Below are 16,865 nucleotides of genomic sequence, written 5' to 3'. Positions count from 1 at the left end.
CTCTGGGGGAGGTGGCCCGAAGGGCCGGAGGGGGCCGCGCGGCCCCAAAACAAAACCCGCGCGGATCGCTCCGCGCGGGCTTGTGTATCCGAAAGCTCGGGAGCGTCGCTTAACGCGCGCCGGCCGGCTTCTTCGGCATCGGCAGCAGGCCTTCGCGCTGAGCGCGCTTGCGGGCCAGCTTGCGAGCGCGGCGGACGGCTTCGGCCTTTTGGCGGGCGCGCTTTTCCGACGGCTTTTCGTAGTGCACGTGCCGCTTCATTTCGCGGAACGAGCCTTCGCGTTGCATCTTCTTCTTCAGGGCCTTGAGCGCCTGATCGACGTTGTTGTCGCGGACGAAAATCTGGACCAGGGGTCTCTCTCCATTCGACGGCCCGACCATCTTCCCGAGTCCCTCTCAGGGGCCGGGCGGGCGAACAAAACCTGATAAGCCCGGAAAGGGATCTCCCGGGCGACGAGGGGCGGCTGATAGCAGAGGCGGCGGCCTCTGTCCATGGCGACGCGGCCTAAACTCCCGTGTAGACTCGGATTCATGAGCGACAAAACCGCGAAAGCCACCCAGGGCCCGGGCGACTGGGCCGACATCGCCGAGCAAAGGGTGCTGGACGAGGCCCTGCGCCTGGCGCCGCGCCTGGGGTGGAACCCCGGCCTGGTCCGGGCCGCCGCCGCGGCCGCCGGGTTCGACGCCGGCGAGATGCAACTCCTGTTGCCGCAAGGCCCGCGCGACCTGGCCGCCCTGCTGTCGCGCCGCCACGACAAGGTCGCCCTGGCCGCGCTGGAGGCCCTGGACCCGCCGCCGGCCAAGATCCGCGACAAGATTCGCGCCGGCGTCCTCGCCCGCCTGGACGCCGCCCGGCGCGACGCCGAGGCCCTGCGCAGGCTGGCGGCCTTCCTGGCCTTTCCGACCAACCTAGCCCTGGCCCTGACCTTGGTCTGGGAAAGCGCCGACGCCCTGTGGCGCTGGGCCGGCGACACGGCGACCGACGAGAATCACTATTCCAAGCGGGCGATCCTGTCGGGGATCCTGGTCTCGACCCTGGCGGTCGACATGGCGTCCGGTCGCGAGTCGGCGCTCAGGCACCTGGACGCCCGCATCGACAACGTCATGGCCTTCGAGAAGTGGAAGGCCGGGATCAAGCCGATGAACCTGGCGGCCGAGGTGGCGGGGGCGCTGGCGCGGATGCGGTACGGGCGGGGGTGACCCCCTCCGGCCCTTCGGGCCACCTCCCCCAGAGGGGGAGGAGCTATCCCGGCGCGCCGACCAATAGATGCTCCCCCTGTGGGGGAGCTGTCGCGAAGCGACTGAGGGGGCCTTAGGCCCCCAGCGCCCTCTCCACCGCCGCCATCGCGTGCAAGGTCGTGGTGTCGAACACCGGCACGGGGCTGTCGGCCTGGCCGATCAGCAGCATGATCTCGGTGCAGCCCAGGATGATCCCCTGCGCCCCGCGTTCGACCAGGCGCCGGATCACCGCGCGATAGATCTCGCGCGAGGCGTCCAGCACCTGGCCGGCCACCAGTTCGCGATAGATGATGCCGTGCACCGCGGCGCGGTCGTCCGCTTCCGGGACCAGCACCTCCAGGCCGAATGTCTCTTCCAGCCGGCCGCGGTAGAAGTCCTGCTCCATGGTGAAGGCCGTGCCCAGCAGGCCGACCTTTGAGAGGCCCGCCGCCTGGATCGCCGCTGCCGTCGGGTCGGCGATGTGCAGCAGAGGGATGTCCACCGCCGCCTCGATTGCCCCGGCGCAGCGGTGCATGGTGTTGGTGCACAGGACGAGGAAGTCGGCGCCGCCCGTCTCCAGGGTCCTGGCCGCCTCGGCCATCTCGCCGGCCAGGGCGTCCCAGTCGCCGGCGTGCTGCAGGGCCTCGATCCGGGCGAAGTCGAACGACCACATCAGGCTCCGGGCCGAGGCGACCCCGCCCAGGCGGTCGCGGACGCCCTCGTTGATCAGCCGATAATAGTGGACCGAGCTTTCCCAGCTCATGCCGCCGATCAGGCCGACGAGGGCTTGTTTGGTCATGCAGCGTTCCCGGAAGGCGTCAGTCCTGCGGCGCGCCCGGACGCCGTTGGCACACGTGCCATAGCACCCCGCATGGATCGTAGACATAGGCCACGCGCAGGCCCCAGGGCTGCATGGCCGGCGGCTTGGGCGGCGCCGCGCCGAACCGGCCGGGCAGGTCCAGCGCCTGGATGTGGGTCCACCAGGCGTCCAGGTCGTCGACCATCAGCTGCATCATGCAGTTCTCGGCCCAGGCCCGCTCGTAGCCGCGCTGCAGGATGAAGGCGCCGGCGCCGACCCCGAAGATCGCGACCTCGCCGTCGAGCAGGGTCTCGAAGCCGAGGGCCTGGTAGAAGGCCTTGCTGGTCTCGAAGTTCTTGGCGGGCAGGAAGGGGCGCGCCGACTCCGCGCCGTCGGGAACTGGCATGGCGAGCGCCTCCGTTTGTCCGTGGGACGAGGAGGCTGCCTCCAGGGCGCGATGTCGGCAAGGTCTTTGGGTGGATGTCGGACGCGGCTTTCCAACCGAACTATCGATCCAAACGCGCCTGCATATGCAGCTCAAATTTCGAAAATCTTCGGCCTCAACGTCGGGCGCGGCCGCAAGGCTGTTGGTCGTGGTTGGTCAGGGAAGGCGCTCAAAACGCGCACCTCGTTTGCGGCCTCGCGGGCGAACCGCGCCAAATCGACCAACGCGGGAAGGTCGCTCACCGACATATATTGATTGCTCGGGTGGCTCATAACTAGGCCCTCGACTTCGAGGCCGGCCGAATATGCGGCTCCAGAATGCGCAACCATATGCCTCGCGTCATGGCAGGCTTTCAGCGCCCAGCATGCTTCTCCTGCTAAGAAATGGATCGGGGCTGGTACTCTAGGATCACGCGTCGCTTTTTTGAGCGCTTTCGTCTTGCTGTCCCACGCCGATCTTGCGTGCAAGTTGGCCGCAAACGCAGTGCCGTAGTGAGCATCGAGATGTTTTACCGCTCGCAGAACTGATTCTTCTGCCTCTGCGGCGAACACCACGGAACGCCCGATATCAGCGCACTGTGCGTCCGAAAGGATTTCTGAAACCGCGACCATGCAACCCTCCGCTCCAGAGCGGTGCCATCGCAGCTCGCGACCGAACACCCAGGCCCTGCATCAACGAATTTCCCCAAGCGCCCCTCTGCAAGTCTGAGATGGGTCGAAGTCGGACTTATGGCGCTGCGGTTACACGAACAAAATTGGCCGCAAATTTCACATTGTAGGCGTGAAAGTCGCCTTGGGGAGTGATCACCAACCCGGTCACATTCTCTCGTTGGAACGTGTCTTCACGGTCTGGATCATTGACGCTGAGGCTAACCGTGAGCGCACCATCTTCTTCCACGATTTCCTTGAAGTCATAATTCACGACCCTGCCGAAGCACGTGACTTCGCCCCCGGAAACCACGAGCTGGACAGTGGGATCGTCAACATCCCTCCATCGTCCTTGCATCCGATCCGGAAGTGAGGCGCTTCGGCTGGTTTTCTTCATTCCTGGCCTGTTTGGAGCCGCGACGGGTTGAGAGGTGGACTGTGGCGATGCCGCACGGCTTTCCACAGCAGTCAACGCCATGACGAGTGAAGCCGCCAGAAGTAGTCGCCGCATCTCTCACGACCCCCGTTGCATACGGATCCCACTAAGCCAAAGCTTGCAACCCGAGGAAAGGGCCGATCGCGATAGGCCTCCCACGGGTCGAAAACGGACCTGAAACGCGCGCGCTTTCAACGCCGCCCGGCTTCGCCTAATCCTTCAGCCCCCGCAACCTATTCACGTGTCCCATCTTCCGTCCCGGCCGGGCCTCGCCCTTGCCGTAGAGGTGGATGCGGGTCTCGGGCTCGGCGGCCAGCTTGGCCCAGGCCTCGACCTCGGCGCCCAGCAGGTTGGTCATCTCGACATGGGCGCGCGGCGCCGTGGGGCCCAGGGGCCAGCCGGCGACGGCGCGGATGTGCTGCTCGAACTGGTCGACCTCGCAGCCGTCCTGGGTCCAGTGGCCGGTATTGTGCACCCGGGGGGCGAACTCGTTGACCAGCAGCTTGCCGCCGGCCAGCTCGAACAGCTCCACCCCGATCACCCCGACATATTCCAGGGCGGTCAGGATCCTGGCGGCGATGGCCTCGGCCTGGTCCCGGGTGGCTTCGGTGACCTTGGCGGGGGCGCTGGTGCGGCGCAGGACGCCGCCCTCGTGGTGGTTGTCCGACAGCGGGTAGCAGGCGATCTCGCCGTCGCGGCCGCGGGCGGCGATCACCGACAGCTCGCGCACGAAGTCGGCCGGCGCCTCGAGGATGGCGGACTGGCCGGCGATCCTGTCGAAGGCGGCCGCGGCCTCGGTCGGGCGCTGGATCCAGGCCTGGCCCTTGCCGTCATAGCCCTCGCGGCGGGTCTTCAGCAGCGAGGGGGCGCCGATCCTGGCCACGGCGGCGGCCAGGTCCTCGGCGGTCTCGACGGCGGCGAAGGCGACGGTCGGCACGCCGATCTCGGCCAGGAAGGTCTTTTCCACCACCCGGTCCTGGGCGGCGGCCAGGGCCTTGGCGCCGGGCGCGACCAGCACGCCCTGGGCGGTCAGTTCCGCGACCGTGGCGGCCGGCACGTTCTCGAACTCGTAGGTGACGACGTCGCAGGCCTCGGCCAGGCGCTTGAGCGACCAGCGGTCGTCATAGGGACCGACGATCTGGCGGGCGGCCACGCGGCCGGCCGGGCTGTTCTCCTCGGGGTCGAGGATCACCACGTCGAAGCCCAGGCGGGCGGCGGCCAGGGCCAGCATGCGGCCCAGCTGTCCCCCGCCGAGGATGCCGATGGTGGAACCAGGAGGCAGGGGAAAGGTGCTCATCAGTCTTCGACGCTTTCGACGACGCTGTCGGTCTGTTCGGTGCGGAAGGCGGCCAGGCGCCCGGCCAGGGCCTCGTTCGAGATCGCCAGGATCTGGGCGGCCAGCAGGCCGGCGTTCCGCGCCCCCGCCTCGCCGATCGCCAGGGTGGCGACCGGGACGCCGCCCGGCATCTGGACGATGGACAGCAGGGAATCCAGGCCGTTCAGGGCCTTGGACTGCACCGGCACGCCCAGCACCGGCAGGATGGTCATGGAGGCGACCATGCCCGGCAGGTGCGCCGCCCCGCCCGCGCCGGCGATGATCACCTTGTAGCCGGCGGCCTGGGCCGTGGTGGAGAACGCGACCAGCCGCTGGGGCGTGCGGTGGGCCGAAACCACCTTGGCCTCATAGGCCACGCCCAGGGCGTCCAGCGCCTCGGCCGCCTTCTTCATCGTCGGCCAGTCCGAGCGGCTGCCCATGACGATGGCGACGGGTGGCGTGGCGGTGGGCATCGGCGACGATTTCCCTAGAGGCGTGATGGAGCGCCCCTCAAAAGTTTCTGGCGCGCTCCGTGGCCGGACGGCCGTGAATCGCGGGCCTTATAGCCCCTGGCGCCCAGGCGCCAAAGCCCGTTCTCGCCGAATGAGCCCCGGGAAAAGCCCCGGCGATCCGAAGGGATAGGGCGACGCCGCGACGCTGCGACACAGGCGTGTCACCATTGTCATGGTTAATGAAAGAACGCAGAAATGCTGGAGCTTCACTGCAAGTGATTCCCCCTGTGGTTCCCGACGTCGCATGAAGATCACCAGCGCCCGCACCGAATCCTTCTCGGCGATCCGCCGCCGGGCCCTGACCGAGGCGGCCGGGCCGGCGGTCGCGCGGGCCGTGGTCGCGGCCGATACGGCCGGCTTCCTGGGGCTGTCGGAGGCCGACCTGACCCCGCAGGTGCAGGCGGCGTTGAAGACCCTGATGGTCGAGATCGACGACCTGCGCAACGAGGTCGCCCGCCTGAAGTTCAAGCTGGGCGAGGCGCAGGGCCTGGCCGACCTGGACGTGCTGGCCCCGGTGCTGAACCGCCGGGCCTTCCTGCGCGAGATCAAGCGGGTCGCCGCCTTCGCCCAGCGCTACGGCTCGCCCGCCAGCCTGGTGTTCTTCGACCTGGACGGTTTCAAGGCCGTCAACGACCGCTTCGGCCACGCGGCCGGCGACGCGGCGCTGGGGGCGGTGGCCGAGCGCCTGCAGGCCAACGTCCGCGAGAGCGACGTGGTGGGCCGGATCGGCGGCGACGAGTTCGCCGTGCTGCTGGTCCAGGCCGACCAGCAGACCGCCACCGCCAAGGCCGAGACCCTGGCCGCCGCCGTGCGCGGCATGCCGGTGCAGGTGGGCGAGTGGTCCGTGCCGCTGCGCATCTCGTGGGGCGTGCGCGAGATCGAGGCGGGCGCCGACCCCGAAGCCGCCCTGGCCGAGGCCGACGCGGCGATGTTCCTGAAGAAGCGCGTCCGCAAGGAAGCGTAGGGCGCTTCGGCGTTCAAACGCCTCGCGTGGTCCTCGTCCTTCGACAGGCTCAGGATGAGGACCATTTCCATTCGCGGACAGTGGAAAAACCTCATCCTGAGCTTGTCGAAGGACGAGGTTTTCGGCAGCGCGGGAGCGCGCTATCTCCCTCACAAGGGAGTCCGCCCATGTCCAAGTCGCACCGCTACGCCACGACCCTGACCTGGACGGGCGACACCGGCGAGGGCACGGCCAGCTATCGCGCCTACGAACGAGCCTATGAAGTCGTGGCCGACGGTAAGCCGGCGCTGCTCGGCTCGTCGGATCCCAGCTTCCGGGGCGACCCGGCCCGCTGGAACCCCGAGGAGCTGCTGCTGGCCTCGATCAGTTCCTGCCATCAGCTGTGGTACCTGCACCTGTGCGCCGTGAACGGCGTGGTGGTGGTCGCCTATCGCGACGCGGCCACGGCGGTGATGGTCGAGGACGAGACCGGCGGCGGCCGCTTCCAGAGCGCGACCCTGCGGCCCCAGGTGACGATCGCGGCCGGTGACCCGGAAAAGGCCATGGCCTTGCACCATGAGGCCAACGCCAAGTGTTTCGTGGCCAACTCGCTGAACTTCCCGGTCGGGCACGAGGCGAGCGTGGAAGTCAAAGGAGGCTGAGCCGAATTGATCGCGCTGAGACGTCATCGGCCGTCGAGCGTCATACGACTGACGAACAGGGGCGCGGGCAGTTGGCCGGCAACCCGCCGCCTAGGCGATGATGTCCGGCGTCAGCTGGTCTTCCAGACGCACGATCTCGTCCTTCAGCGCCAGCTTGCGGCGCTTGAGGCGGGCGATCTGCAGCATGTCGGGCTGGGGCCGCTCCTCGAGGGCCGAGACCGCGTCGCCGAGGTCCTGGTGCTCCTCGCGCAGGGTCGCCAGGCGCCGCTCGATGGCGATGTCGGTTTCTTCGGAAGGATCGTCGTCGTTCATGGACGCTCCTCCATGCTGGCCAGTAGGGCGGTGATAGATAGCAAAGCCTGACAGCCGGTAAAGGCCGTCACGCCGCCGAGCCGCCCAGGGCGTCGGAAAGGGCGCGCAGGGCGGCCTCGCGCGGCGGATCGCCGGACGCCCGGGCGGCCTCCAGCAGGGTGTCGAACACGTCCAACGCCGGGCCCGGTTCGCCGCTGAGGGCTTCCAGGCTTTCCATCAGCACCTTCTCGCCGTGCAGCTCGACGTCCTTGACCGCATTGCGGAAGTCCTCGCGCGCGCCGTCGTCGATCCCGGGCCAGGTCGGCTTGACCGTGCGGCGGATGGCGCGCAAGGGCGAGCCGACCTCGGCGTCCCAGCGCCGGACCAGCTGGGCGGCGACCTTGACGTCGGCCGCGCGGCCTTCGCTGGCCCGCCAGGCGGCCCACAGCAGGTAGGGCACGTTTTGGCCATGCCCGTCCTGCAGCGAGAGGCACGCCCCTGCGACAGACGGTCGCACATAGACCTCCAGGGCCCACTGCCAAAGCCGCATCTCGGTTAACCTCCCAAAGGCCTTCAGGCCTCTCCAGTGATCGTCGCCAGGTCCTCGCCCCAACGCTTGACCGGTCGCCAGGACAGGCCGAACAGGTCGAGCGCGCGGCCCACCGATTGGTCGACCATCTCGGCGATCGACTGCGGCCTGGCGTAGAACGCGGGAAGCGGCGGAGCGATCACCGCGCCCATCTCGGCCAGCTTGGTCAGGGTGCGCAGGTGGCCCAGGTGCAGCGGCGTCTCGCGCACCATCAGCACCAGCGGCCGGCGCTCCTTCAGCGTCACGTCGGCGGCCCGGGTCAGCAGCGACGCCGTGACGCCCGTGGCGATCTCGCTCATCGTCCGCACCGAGCAGGGCGCGATGATCATGCCCAATGTGCGATATGAGCCCGACGCGATCGCCGCCCCAATGTCGCCTACCCGATGGACAACGTCCGCCTTTTCATTGACCTCCCCGACGGAAAATCCGGTCTCCTGGGACAGGGTCAGGGCGGCGGACTTCGACAGGACGAGGTGGCTCTCCACCCCCAGCTCGCGACAGGCGTCCAGCGCCCGCAGGCCATAGACAACCCCTGACGCGCCTGAGATTCCGACGATCAGGCGAGGCTTTTCCAAGGGCGCCTGGGGGGAGGCCTGCGGGTCCGACATGGTGAATTTTCGTCCGTCTTGGGAGCAAGCTGCGCCAGGTCAAGCGTCGCCGATTGCAATCATATGTGATCTGACAGCTTCGAACAGCGGGTGTTGACTTGCCTCTCCACCAGCAAGGAGCCGACAGCCATGGCCATCGAATCCCGTATCCGCGAGCTTGGGTCCCGTCACGAGAGCCTCGACCGCACGATCCAGGAGGAGACCCGTCGTCCCGTCAGTGACACCACCCTGCTCAGGGAGTTGAAGCGGCAGAAGCTCAGGCTCAAGGAGGAGATCGAAGGCCTCAGGGCGCGACTTCATTAGCCCCCTCAAGGTCGCCGCGTCGTGAGACGGCGGTGACGGACCGAGGAGGCCGAAAACAGAAAGGCCCGCGCCGTTCAGACGGAGCGGGCCTTTTGCTATTCGGGCGGGGACCGGCGCATCAGCCTGTCCCCGTCGATCAGTCCCCGTCGATCAGTCCTCGTCGTCCTCTTCGTCGTCGGCCACATAGGTCGACTTGCCGAACACGTCTTCGGCCTTGGGCTCGATGCGCGCGGCGCGGATGGCGGCTTCCTCGTCCTCGTGGTCTTCCGGCAGGGCGCTGGTCTCCGAGGCCGGACGCAGGGTGGGGTCTTCCGGCAGGATGCCCTTCTTCAGGTCGTCCTTGGCCTTCTTCTCGGCCGCCTTCTTGACCAGGGCGTCCAGCTCCAGCTGGCCGACCAGGCCCAGGGTCACCGGATCGACCGGCTTGATGTTGGCCGCGTTCCAGTGCGTGCGGGCGCGGACCTGTTCGATGGTCGACTTGGTGGTGCCCAGCAGCTTGGAGATCTGCGCGTCGGTCACCTCGGGGTGGTGGCGCAGGAACCAGGCGATGGCGTCCGGACGGTCCTGGCGGCGCGACACGGGGGTGTAGCGCGGGGCCTTCTTCTGCGGCTTCAGCAGCTCGGCGTGGCGGCTGACCTGGGCCTTCATCCGGTAGTCGGGGTTGGCCTGGGCGCGGTCCAGCTCCTCGCGGGTCAGCTGGCCGTTGCCGATCGGGTCGGCGCCGCGGATGTCGCGCGCCACTTCGCCGTCGGCGATGCCGCGGACTTCAAGGGGGTGCAGGCCGCAGAAATCGGCGATCTGTTCAAAGCTCAGCGACGTGTTGTCCACGAGCCAGACGGCCGTCGCCTTGGGCATCAGGATGTCGGACATGCGGTCCTCCAGAAATGACGGCGCCCGACCTTGCGGCCGGGCGGGATGTTCAGCCTGGAGCTATAATGCGGTTCTTCGGGAAAGGGAACGGGGATCGACGCGACGATCAGCTTGGCAGGCGGGCTTGTCGCGTCCTGGGCGCCGAGCCCATGATCGAAGGTGGCGACGGCCAGCGGGCAAGGCGCGTCGTGGTGGTCGAAAGCGCGAATTCCGGCCAGCTCACTCGGTCCGGCCGGCCATATAGGGCGCCAGCTCTTCCCCCAGGTCCGCGTTGCGGGCCTCACGCTCGCGCGCCGCGGCCTCGTCGTAGAGGAAGGGCAGGAAGGCGAAGCGGCGGCCGGCGACGATGGGATCGACCATGTGCAGCAGCGAGCACGAGAACACCACCGCGCCGCCGGTCGGCGCGCGATAGCGACGAGGGCCGAACTCCGGGAAGGACAGGTCGCCGCCCTCGTAATCCTCGGCGTTGAGGTTGATGGTCACGGCGAACCGCCGGTGCGCGGTGCCGGCGGTGGTGTTGTCGCGATGAGGTCGGAAGTGGCCGCCCTCGGCGGCGTCGTAGCAGCCGACCAGATAGCGCTCCATGCGGGTGGCCTTGAACTGGAAAGCCTTGGCCACCTCTGGGACCAGCCGGGCCTGGACGCGATCGGCCGCGGCCTGGCGCAGGACCGGATCGACCAGGTCGTGATCGCTGCGCTGCTTGTGCGTGGCGTCGAGGATCAATCGCGTCTTGCCGTCGACGTCGCGCATGAAGCCGGAGGCCCGGCCGCCATGGGTTTCGTAGGTCTCGATCAGGCGGCGGCAGAACTCGGGCTCGAACACGCGCGGCAGGATCAGGACCGGCGCGTGCAGCGACGTCCCGGCATGGTCGGCGGGGTCCGGGGCGGCGGCGATGAAGTCGAGCACGGCCTTGGTCTCGGTGATCGAGGCCTTGAAGACGACGCGCAGTTGCGGATCGAGGAGCAACCAGAACGGGCGATAGGCCAGGGCGGCTTCCGTCGACGTCTCGTTGCCGGGGGCGGCGCCGAAGAGCCGGCTGACCGCGAGGTCCTGGTCCCAGAACCAGCGCATGCCGGGCAGGTCCTGGACCGCCCGGCCCTGGGCCTCGTCCGCGGGATCGACGCTGACGCCGAAGAAGGAGGTCTTCGCGTCGTCGAACAGGGATCGCCGCCGGGCGACCTGGTCCAGGGCGGCGGCGACCAGCGGATGGCCCGCCGATCCGGCGAAGCACAGGGCGACATAGCGTCCGGCGATCGTGTGGAAGTTGAAACGCGGATTGGACGTCGAGCGGGCGACGAACCACGGCGCCGGCTCCCCCACCCGGGGGCCAGGCAGGGGCGTGGTCGGACCACGGGCGCTATCGACGGTCACGACGGCGTCGCTCATGCCAGCAGCACCACCTTGCCCACGTGCTCGCCCGCCTCAAGGTGGGCGTGGGCGGCGGCGGCTTCTTCCAGCGGGAACGTGGCGTCGATCACCGGGCTGAGCTTGCCGGCCGCGATCCACGGCCAGACGACGCGCTCGATCTCGGCGGCCAGGCGGGCCTTCTCGTCGGCCGGGCGCGGGCGCAGGGTCGAGCCGGTGATCACCGCGCGCTTCTGCATGATCTTCATCACCGGAACCTCCAGCACCGGACCGGCCAGGGCGGCGATGTAGACGATGCGGCCGCCGGTGTTCAGGGCGTCGAGATTCCTGTCGAAATAGCTGGCCCCTACCATGTCCAGCACCACGTCGACCCCGCCAGCGGCCTTGGCGATCTCGGCGAAGTCCTCGGCCTTGGCGTCGATCGCGATGTCAGCGCCCAGGGCCAGGGCCTGGGCCTTCTTGTCGGCCCCGCGGCCGGTGGCGATCACCCGCACCCCGTGGGCCTTGGCCATGGCGATCGCGGTTGTCCCGATACCGGACGTCCCGCCATGAATCAGCAGCGTCTCGCCAACCTTCAGCGCCCCATGTTCGAACACGTTGGCGAACACCGTGAAAACGGTCTCGGGCAGGGCCGCGGCGTGGGCGAAGTTGAAACCTTCCGGGATCGGCAGGGCGTGGCGGGCGTCGACCACGGCGTACTGGGCGTAGCCGCCGCCGCCCAGCAGGGCGCAGACCTTGTCGCCGGCCTTCCAGCGTCCCGATCCGGTCACGACCTCGCCCGCGACCTCCAGGCCCAGGGTGGGCGGGGCTCCGGGCGGCGGCGGGTAGAAACCCAGGCGCTGCAGGAGGTCCGGGCGGTTCACCCCGGCCGCCCGCACGCGGATCAGGATCTGGCCGGGCCCCGGTTCGGGGCGCGCCACGGTCTCCGGACGCAGGGCGTCGGCCGCCCCCTTGCCGCCTTCGACGGCGATGGCTGTCATGGTCTCGGACATGGCGGAGCATCCCGTGAGGCTTGCGTCCTGCCCTTGGTAGGCGTCAGATGAAGGATCGAAAAGGGGTCGAGCAAAGGAGACCGATCCGATGATCGAAGAACCGGTCGAGCCGCGCGCCTTCCGTGGCGATGCGCTCAACGCCGCGACGCACGAGGATCTGGACACCTACGGCGTGGCGGAACTGGAAGAGCGGATCGAGGCGCTGGAAGCGGAAATCGCCCGCACCCGTGCGCAACTCAGCAAGAAAAAGGCGGGACGCGACGCGGCCAATGCGCTGTTTGGTCGCCTGGACTAACGATCGGTTTACGCTACAGGCGGACTCTCGGACCCGCCTGACTCGGATATCGAGGCTCGGACATCGAGCTTGAATCGGACCTTGGGGCGGGGCGGTCGCGAAACGGGACGATCATGTCTGGCACGGGGGTTGCAGTCCTCCTGTCCGGCGGGACCTTCTCGCGGCCTTTCGAAGGGGCATTGAGTAGCTATGACCGAGTTGAACGTGGCCCCGGCCCCCTGGCGTGCTGGCGTGATCCAGGACTTCGCTCGTTCCGAGCTTTTCGACCGGACGTTCGAGGAGGGCATGACGCTGGTCGAGGAGACCGCCGCCTATCTCGACGGGGCCGGCCGTCACGACAGTAAGCTCCTCTCGCGCAACGCCGCCCTGGCCTACGCCAGCGAGAGCATGCGCCTGACCACGCGCCTGATGCAGGTGGCCTCGTGGCTGCTGGTCCAGCGCGCGGTCAAGGAAGGCGAGATGGAGGCCCAGGCCGCCTGCGCCGAGAACTACCGCCTGGGCCTGGAGGCCGGCGAACCGGCGCCGGTCGAGGACCTGCCGTTCGGCCTGGTCAACCTGCTGCAGCGCTCCGAGCGGCTCTATGAGCGCGTCCGTCATCTCGACAAGCGCATGTACCTCGAGGCCGTCGCCGACGAGGAGGCCCCCCGCCCGGTGCAGGCCCAGTTCGACCGCCTGAGCGCGGCGTTCGGGGCGGCGTGATTTTCAGCTTCCCAGGATTCCGTAGGCGCGATCGAAGCGGCGCTCGGCGAGGTCGCGCGGGCTGATCCAGACCTGTAGGAACATCGGGCGCAGCCAGTGCAGATCTTTCTCAGGGGATAGCTGCAGCAACAGCACCGTCTCGTCCGCCTGTGGCTCGCCACGACCGACCAATCCATAGCCTAGCATCTGATGCTCCGGCAGCGAGCCGCTGGCAGTGTTGCGGTAGAAGCGTTTTAGATAGTCGATGGTCTCGGCCGGGATCAGAGCGCCGGCCTCCGGCGAATGCCGATAACAGGTTTCCAACGCAAGTTCGATCGATCGGGTCAGCACGTTGCGCAGCTGATCCGCAGTGGGAATCAGGGCATCCGGCCTCGGCCCCTGCCGACCGTCGACGGCTTCCCAGCGCTTGACCGCCGCCTGCTCGCTCGCATGGGCATTCCGGGCGATCGCGGTGAACCGGTCCTCAACGCTGGCCCACCAAGCGCGAAACGCGGCATGGTCGGCTGGAGTCAGGGTTTCGAAGTCGCCAGGTGCTCGAGCACGCCAGATTTCGGCCTCTTGGAACAGGCGCTCATATTCGGCGCGCGTGCGTTCGGCCGCCTCGCCAAGATATGGCCCAACGAAATGCGAGGACCTATGCGGCGGGAGCTTGGTCGCATGGGGAAGAATGTCCGTCGCCACCGAGACGAAGATTCCCGCATAGGGCCACGCGGGATCCTTCAGGCCCGGGTCGTGGTGGAACGCCCAGGGTTGCGCCGGCTCGAGCGCCAGCAGGGCTTCCTTTTCCAAGGTCTCCAGGGCCTTCTCGTGCCCGCGTCCCAGGCTCCATGCCCTTTCGCAATCGCCAGTATCGGGGTGGTAGCTGGAGATGAGCATGGGTTCCAGAACATAGCGGTCGAAGATCCGAGAGCGGGGATCATCGATCGGCAGCCAGGGATAGGGTTGGCGTCCATCATAATCCCGGATGGGCATCAGGTCGGGCGGCGGCTGGCGGACGGGATGCGCCGACGGTGACTCCGGACTATACAACACCTTCACCCAACCCTCGCGGTCCGGGCGATATTGGGTGTTCACGAAGAAGTAGAGCGCGCCGTCGCGTGGCAGCAGTACGCGGTCGGGAAACCAGGGTAAATCCGCCAGGTCGATCTGGGCGGCGAAGTTCATGGACCAATCGCCAACGGGCCCCCATGAGCCCTGGCCTGCCTCTACCCAACCCATCTTTTCGTGGCGCGGCCAGGCGAGATCGGAGGGCATGCGAGGAAGTCCGCCGACATAGGAGGTCGCCTCGTCGTGCGGCGCGGGCGGGTAGACGCGTTTCAGATGCACCGCCGTCCGGGCGGTCTGGATCAGGCCCTGCCTGGCGCGGGCCACCTCTTCGTCGGTGGGTTCGCGTTCCTCGTCTTCTTCCTCGAACTCGAACGAATTGTCGATCGTGGCGGGAGGCGCGGCGTTCAGCAGCCAGCGCTTGAAGTCGTCGAACGGTCCGGCCACCTGCGCCCCATTTTGCGACATCGAAGAGTGAAGTCGAAAGCTTCGCTGTCCTGGGTAGAGGGCTGATGGGGACCTGGCAAGAAACCCAAAACAGAAAAGGCCGGCCCGCGAACGCGGAGCCGGCCTTTCGTCGCCCTTACGGCGAGACGCGTGAAGCGCTTACTTCTTGGCGGTGAAGCCGGCGAACTTGGCGTTGAAGCGCGAGACGCGGCCGCCGCGGTCCATCATCTGGGCGTTGCCGCCGGTCCACGCCGGGTGGACGCGCGGATCGATGTCCAGCGCCAGGGTGGCGCCTTCCTTACCGTAGGTCGAACGCGTCTTGTACGACGAGCCGTCGGTCAGGGTGACGGTGATGAAGTGATAGTCGGGGTGAATGTCTTGTTTCATCGGGCGATCCAACCGACTTGAGGCGGCGTGAGATTGTGGGCGGGCGCCAAACCTTGCGGGTGGCTCTCGGAGACGCGCGGCTATAAAGAAAGCGCGCGATTTTGGCAAGGGACAGTTGATGAGTGACGTGAACGCGGGCGAGATTTCGGCCGAAGGCAGGCCGAGCGCGGGCGCGGAGCTGGTGCAGACTCTGGCCGAGGCGGCCAACCGCCGGCCGCGCCGCAAGGACATCCGCCCGCTGGCCCACCTGCTGCCGTTCGTGCGCCGCCATGTCGGCGACGCCCTGGCCGCCGGCTTTTTCCTGCTGTTCTCGACCAGCGCCACCCTGGGCCTGACGGCGGCCTTCAAGGGCGTGATCGACAAGGGCTTCGCCAGGGGTTCCGGCGACGCCGTCAACACCGCCTTCATCGGCCTGGGCGCGGTGGCGCTGGTGCTGGCCGTGGCCACGGCCCTGCGCTTCTTCTTCGTCACCCGGCTGGGCGAGCGGGTGGTCGCCGACCTGCGCCGGGCGCTGTACGGCCACACCCTGACCCTGGACCCGGCCTTCTTCCTGAAGACCCGCACCGGCGAGGTGCTGTCGCGGATGACCACCGACATCACCATCGTCGAGACCCTGGTGGGGACCTCGGCCTCGGTGGCGCTGCGCAACACGCTCAGCCTGATCGGCGGCCTGGGCTACATGGCCGTGGTCAGCCCCAAGCTGGCCGGCTTCATCGTGCTGATGGTGCCGGTGATCCTGGCGCCGATGTTCCTGCTGGGCCGCAACGTGCGCAAGCTGTCGGTCACCGCCCAGGACCGGTTCGCCGACGCGGTCGGCTATGCCGGCGAGAGCCTGGACGCGCTGGACACCGTCCAGGCGTTCGGGCGCGAAGCGGCGGCCGACGCCCGGTTCGGGGGCGCGGTCGAGGCGGCCTACAAGGCCTCGGTCCGCCGGATCAGCGCCCGGGCCGGCATGACCGCCGTGGTCATCGTCCTGGCGTTCGGCGGCATCACCCTGCTGCTGTGGATCGGCGCGCACATGGTGCTGTCGAACGAGATGACGCCGGGCACCCTGGCCCAGTTCGCCCTGCTGGCGATCATGGCGGCCGGCTCGGTCGGAGCCCTGGGCGAGGTCTGGGGCGACGTGCAGAAGGCGGCCGGGGCCATGGAGCGGATCTCTGAGCTGCTCAATTCCGACCCGGCCATCGCCGCGCCGGAGAAGCCTCGGACGCTGCCGGTCCCCGCGCGAGGCGCCATCGCCTTCGAGGGCGTGACCTTCGCCTATCCCGGCCGCCCCGACCTGCCGGCCCTGAAGGGCTTCGACCTGGTCGTGAGGCCCGGAGAGACCGTGGCCCTGGTCGGTCCGTCCGGGGCCGGCAAGAGCACCGTCCTGCGCCTGCTGCTGCGCTTCTACGACCCGCAGGCGGGCGTGGTCCGGCTGGACGGCGTCGACCTGCGCGAGGCCGATCCGGCCGAGGTGCGCGAGCGCATGGCCCTGGTGGCCCAGGACTCGCCGCTGTTCTCGGGCTCGGCCCTGGACAACATTCGCTTCGGCCGCGGGGACGCGACCGAGGAAGAGGTCCGCGCCGCCGCCAAGGCGGCCCAGGCCACGACCTTCATCAACGCCCTGCCGCAGGGCTTCGACACGCCCGTCGGCGAGCGGGCCAAGACCCTGTCCGGCGGCCAGCGCCAGCGCCTGGCCATCGCCCGCGCCCTGGTTCGCAACGCGCCGATCCTGCTGCTGGACGAGGCCACCAGCGCCCTGGACGCCGAGAACGAGCGCCTGGTCCAGAAGGCGCTGCACGACGCCATGAGCGACCGCACGACCCTGGTCATCGCCCACCGCCTGGCCACCGTGCTCAAGGCCGACCGCATCGTGGTCATGGAGGACGGCCGGGTCGTCGAGCAGGGCACCCACGCCGAGCTTTCGGCCCAGGGCGGGCTGTATGCGAAGCTGGCGCGGCTGCAGTTCGGGGTGGAGGCGGCGTAAGGATCCGGTTGCCACGCCCCCGACAGTTGTC

General features: G+C 68.4%; 22 protein-coding genes. 7 read left to right on the top strand and 15 right to left on the bottom strand.

Annotated features, from left to right (window positions below):
- Nucleotides 1–109: 109 nt before the first annotated feature.
- Entirely contained in the window at nt 110–349 is a 240-nt protein-coding gene (gene rpsU / locus AC07NX_RS13015; protein ID WP_089924448.1) for a 30S ribosomal protein S21, read from the bottom strand.
- Between the two features lie 180 nt (nt 350–529).
- Here rpsU and AC07NX_RS13010 point away from each other — a divergent pair, with 180 nt between their 5' ends.
- Nucleotides 530–1,198, top strand: coding sequence for a COQ9 family protein (locus tag AC07NX_RS13010; protein ID WP_494642276.1), 669 nt, complete (start codon nt 530–532; stop codon nt 1,196–1,198).
- Nucleotides 1,199–1,310: 112 nt separating this feature from the next.
- On the opposite strand, the gene AC07NX_RS13005 is transcribed toward AC07NX_RS13010, so the two are convergent.
- The 6 genes from AC07NX_RS13005 to purE form a co-directional block, all read right to left on the bottom strand.
- Nucleotides 1,311–2,015, bottom strand: coding sequence for an aspartate/glutamate racemase family protein (locus AC07NX_RS13005; RefSeq protein ID WP_494642274.1), 705 nt, complete (start codon nt 2,013–2,015; stop codon nt 1,311–1,313).
- A 19-nt stretch (nt 2,016–2,034) separates the two neighbouring features.
- A complete protein-coding gene (locus tag AC07NX_RS13000; RefSeq protein WP_494642273.1) occupies nt 2,035–2,421 on the bottom strand; it encodes a VOC family protein in 387 nt (128 codons plus the stop codon).
- 131 nt (nt 2,422–2,552) lie between these two features.
- Nucleotides 2,553–3,071, bottom strand: a complete 519-nt coding sequence (locus AC07NX_RS12995) for a hypothetical protein (RefSeq protein WP_494642272.1) — start codon at nt 3,069–3,071, stop codon at nt 2,553–2,555.
- Nucleotides 3,072–3,186: 115 nt separating this feature from the next.
- Complete coding sequence (locus tag AC07NX_RS12990) at nt 3,187–3,504, bottom strand: hypothetical protein (protein WP_494642271.1); 318 nt, start codon at nt 3,502–3,504, stop codon at nt 3,187–3,189.
- 250 nt (nt 3,505–3,754) lie between these two features.
- The gene (locus tag AC07NX_RS12985) at nt 3,755–4,840 is read right to left on the bottom strand and encodes a 5-(carboxyamino)imidazole ribonucleotide synthase (protein ID WP_494642269.1); all 1,086 of its coding nucleotides are present in this window, start codon (nt 4,838–4,840) and stop codon (nt 3,755–3,757) included.
- Nucleotides 4,840–5,331 (bottom strand): 5-(carboxyamino)imidazole ribonucleotide mutase, encoded by a 492-nt coding sequence (purE, locus tag AC07NX_RS12980; RefSeq protein ID WP_494642268.1) that lies wholly within the window; start codon nt 5,329–5,331, stop codon nt 4,840–4,842. The genes AC07NX_RS12985 and purE overlap by 1 nt, the downstream gene beginning before the upstream one ends.
- Before the next feature lie 283 nt (nt 5,332–5,614).
- Here purE and AC07NX_RS12975 point away from each other — a divergent pair, with 283 nt between their 5' ends.
- Both AC07NX_RS12975 and AC07NX_RS12970 read left to right on the top strand, forming a co-directional pair.
- Nucleotides 5,615–6,334 carry a GGDEF domain-containing protein gene (locus AC07NX_RS12975; RefSeq protein WP_035072242.1) on the top strand — a complete coding sequence of 240 codons (720 nt, stop codon included), beginning with the start codon at nt 5,615–5,617 and terminating at the stop codon, nt 6,332–6,334.
- Between the two features lie 167 nt (nt 6,335–6,501).
- The gene (locus tag AC07NX_RS12970) at nt 6,502–6,975 is read left to right on the top strand and encodes an OsmC family protein (protein WP_494642267.1); all 474 of its coding nucleotides are present in this window, start codon (nt 6,502–6,504) and stop codon (nt 6,973–6,975) included.
- Between the two features lie 90 nt (nt 6,976–7,065).
- On the opposite strand, the gene AC07NX_RS12965 is transcribed toward AC07NX_RS12970, so the two are convergent.
- The 3 genes from AC07NX_RS12965 to AC07NX_RS12955 form a co-directional block, all read right to left on the bottom strand.
- Complete coding sequence (locus AC07NX_RS12965) at nt 7,066–7,287, bottom strand: YdcH family protein (RefSeq protein WP_035072246.1); 222 nt, start codon at nt 7,285–7,287, stop codon at nt 7,066–7,068.
- 67 nt (nt 7,288–7,354) lie between these two features.
- Nucleotides 7,355–7,816: a TIGR02444 family protein gene (locus AC07NX_RS12960; RefSeq protein WP_494642265.1), complete on the bottom strand. Its 462-nt coding sequence runs from the start codon at nt 7,814–7,816 to the stop codon at nt 7,355–7,357.
- 23 nt (nt 7,817–7,839) lie between these two features.
- A complete protein-coding gene (locus AC07NX_RS12955; protein WP_494642264.1) occupies nt 7,840–8,463 on the bottom strand; it encodes a UbiX family flavin prenyltransferase in 624 nt (207 codons plus the stop codon).
- A gap of 129 nt (nt 8,464–8,592) precedes the next feature.
- Here AC07NX_RS12955 and AC07NX_RS12950 point away from each other — a divergent pair, with 129 nt between their 5' ends.
- Nucleotides 8,593–8,766: a YdcH family protein gene (locus tag AC07NX_RS12950; protein WP_035018606.1), complete on the top strand. Its 174-nt coding sequence runs from the start codon at nt 8,593–8,595 to the stop codon at nt 8,764–8,766.
- A gap of 150 nt (nt 8,767–8,916) precedes the next feature.
- Here AC07NX_RS12950 and AC07NX_RS12945 read toward each other — a convergent pair whose 3' ends face one another.
- The 3 genes from AC07NX_RS12945 to AC07NX_RS12935 form a co-directional block, all read right to left on the bottom strand.
- The gene (locus tag AC07NX_RS12945) at nt 8,917–9,636 is read right to left on the bottom strand and encodes a cell cycle transcriptional regulator TrcR (RefSeq protein ID WP_035072252.1); all 720 of its coding nucleotides are present in this window, start codon (nt 9,634–9,636) and stop codon (nt 8,917–8,919) included.
- A 219-nt stretch (nt 9,637–9,855) separates the two neighbouring features.
- Entirely contained in the window at nt 9,856–11,022 is a 1,167-nt protein-coding gene (locus AC07NX_RS12940; RefSeq protein ID WP_494642261.1) for a 2OG-Fe(II) oxygenase, read from the bottom strand.
- Entirely contained in the window at nt 11,019–11,993 is a 975-nt protein-coding gene (locus tag AC07NX_RS12935; protein WP_494642260.1) for an NAD(P)H-quinone oxidoreductase, read from the bottom strand. The genes AC07NX_RS12940 and AC07NX_RS12935 overlap by 4 nt, the downstream gene beginning before the upstream one ends.
- Before the next feature lie 88 nt (nt 11,994–12,081).
- On the opposite strand from AC07NX_RS12935, the gene AC07NX_RS12930 reads away from it, so the two are divergent.
- Together AC07NX_RS12930 and rcdA are read left to right on the top strand one after the other, a co-directional pair.
- Nucleotides 12,082–12,288, top strand: coding sequence for a DUF1192 domain-containing protein (locus AC07NX_RS12930; RefSeq protein ID WP_145684900.1), 207 nt, complete (start codon nt 12,082–12,084; stop codon nt 12,286–12,288).
- Between the two features lie 189 nt (nt 12,289–12,477).
- Complete coding sequence (gene rcdA, locus AC07NX_RS12925) at nt 12,478–12,987, top strand: protease adaptor protein RcdA (protein WP_494642259.1); 510 nt, start codon at nt 12,478–12,480, stop codon at nt 12,985–12,987.
- 3 nt (nt 12,988–12,990) lie between these two features.
- On the opposite strand, the gene AC07NX_RS12920 is transcribed toward rcdA, so the two are convergent.
- Together AC07NX_RS12920 and rpmE are read right to left on the bottom strand one after the other, a co-directional pair.
- On the bottom strand, nt 12,991–14,478 hold the full coding sequence (locus AC07NX_RS12920; RefSeq protein WP_494642257.1) for a DUF1963 domain-containing protein: 1,488 nt from the start codon (nt 14,476–14,478) through the stop codon (nt 12,991–12,993).
- Between the two features lie 159 nt (nt 14,479–14,637).
- Nucleotides 14,638–14,865, bottom strand: a complete 228-nt coding sequence (rpmE, locus tag AC07NX_RS12915) for a 50S ribosomal protein L31 (protein WP_029914260.1) — start codon at nt 14,863–14,865, stop codon at nt 14,638–14,640.
- Between the two features lie 115 nt (nt 14,866–14,980).
- Between rpmE and AC07NX_RS12910 the strand changes: the two genes are divergently transcribed.
- Complete coding sequence (locus AC07NX_RS12910) at nt 14,981–16,834, top strand: ABC transporter transmembrane domain-containing protein (RefSeq protein WP_494642256.1); 1,854 nt, start codon at nt 14,981–14,983, stop codon at nt 16,832–16,834.
- The last annotated feature ends 31 nt before the right edge of the window (nt 16,835–16,865 follow it).

Source organism: Caulobacter sp. GW821-FHT09A05 (assembly GCF_059418465.1).
The sequence above is the reverse complement of the archived record's forward strand: the minus strand, read 5'-3'. Positions and strand labels throughout refer to the sequence as shown.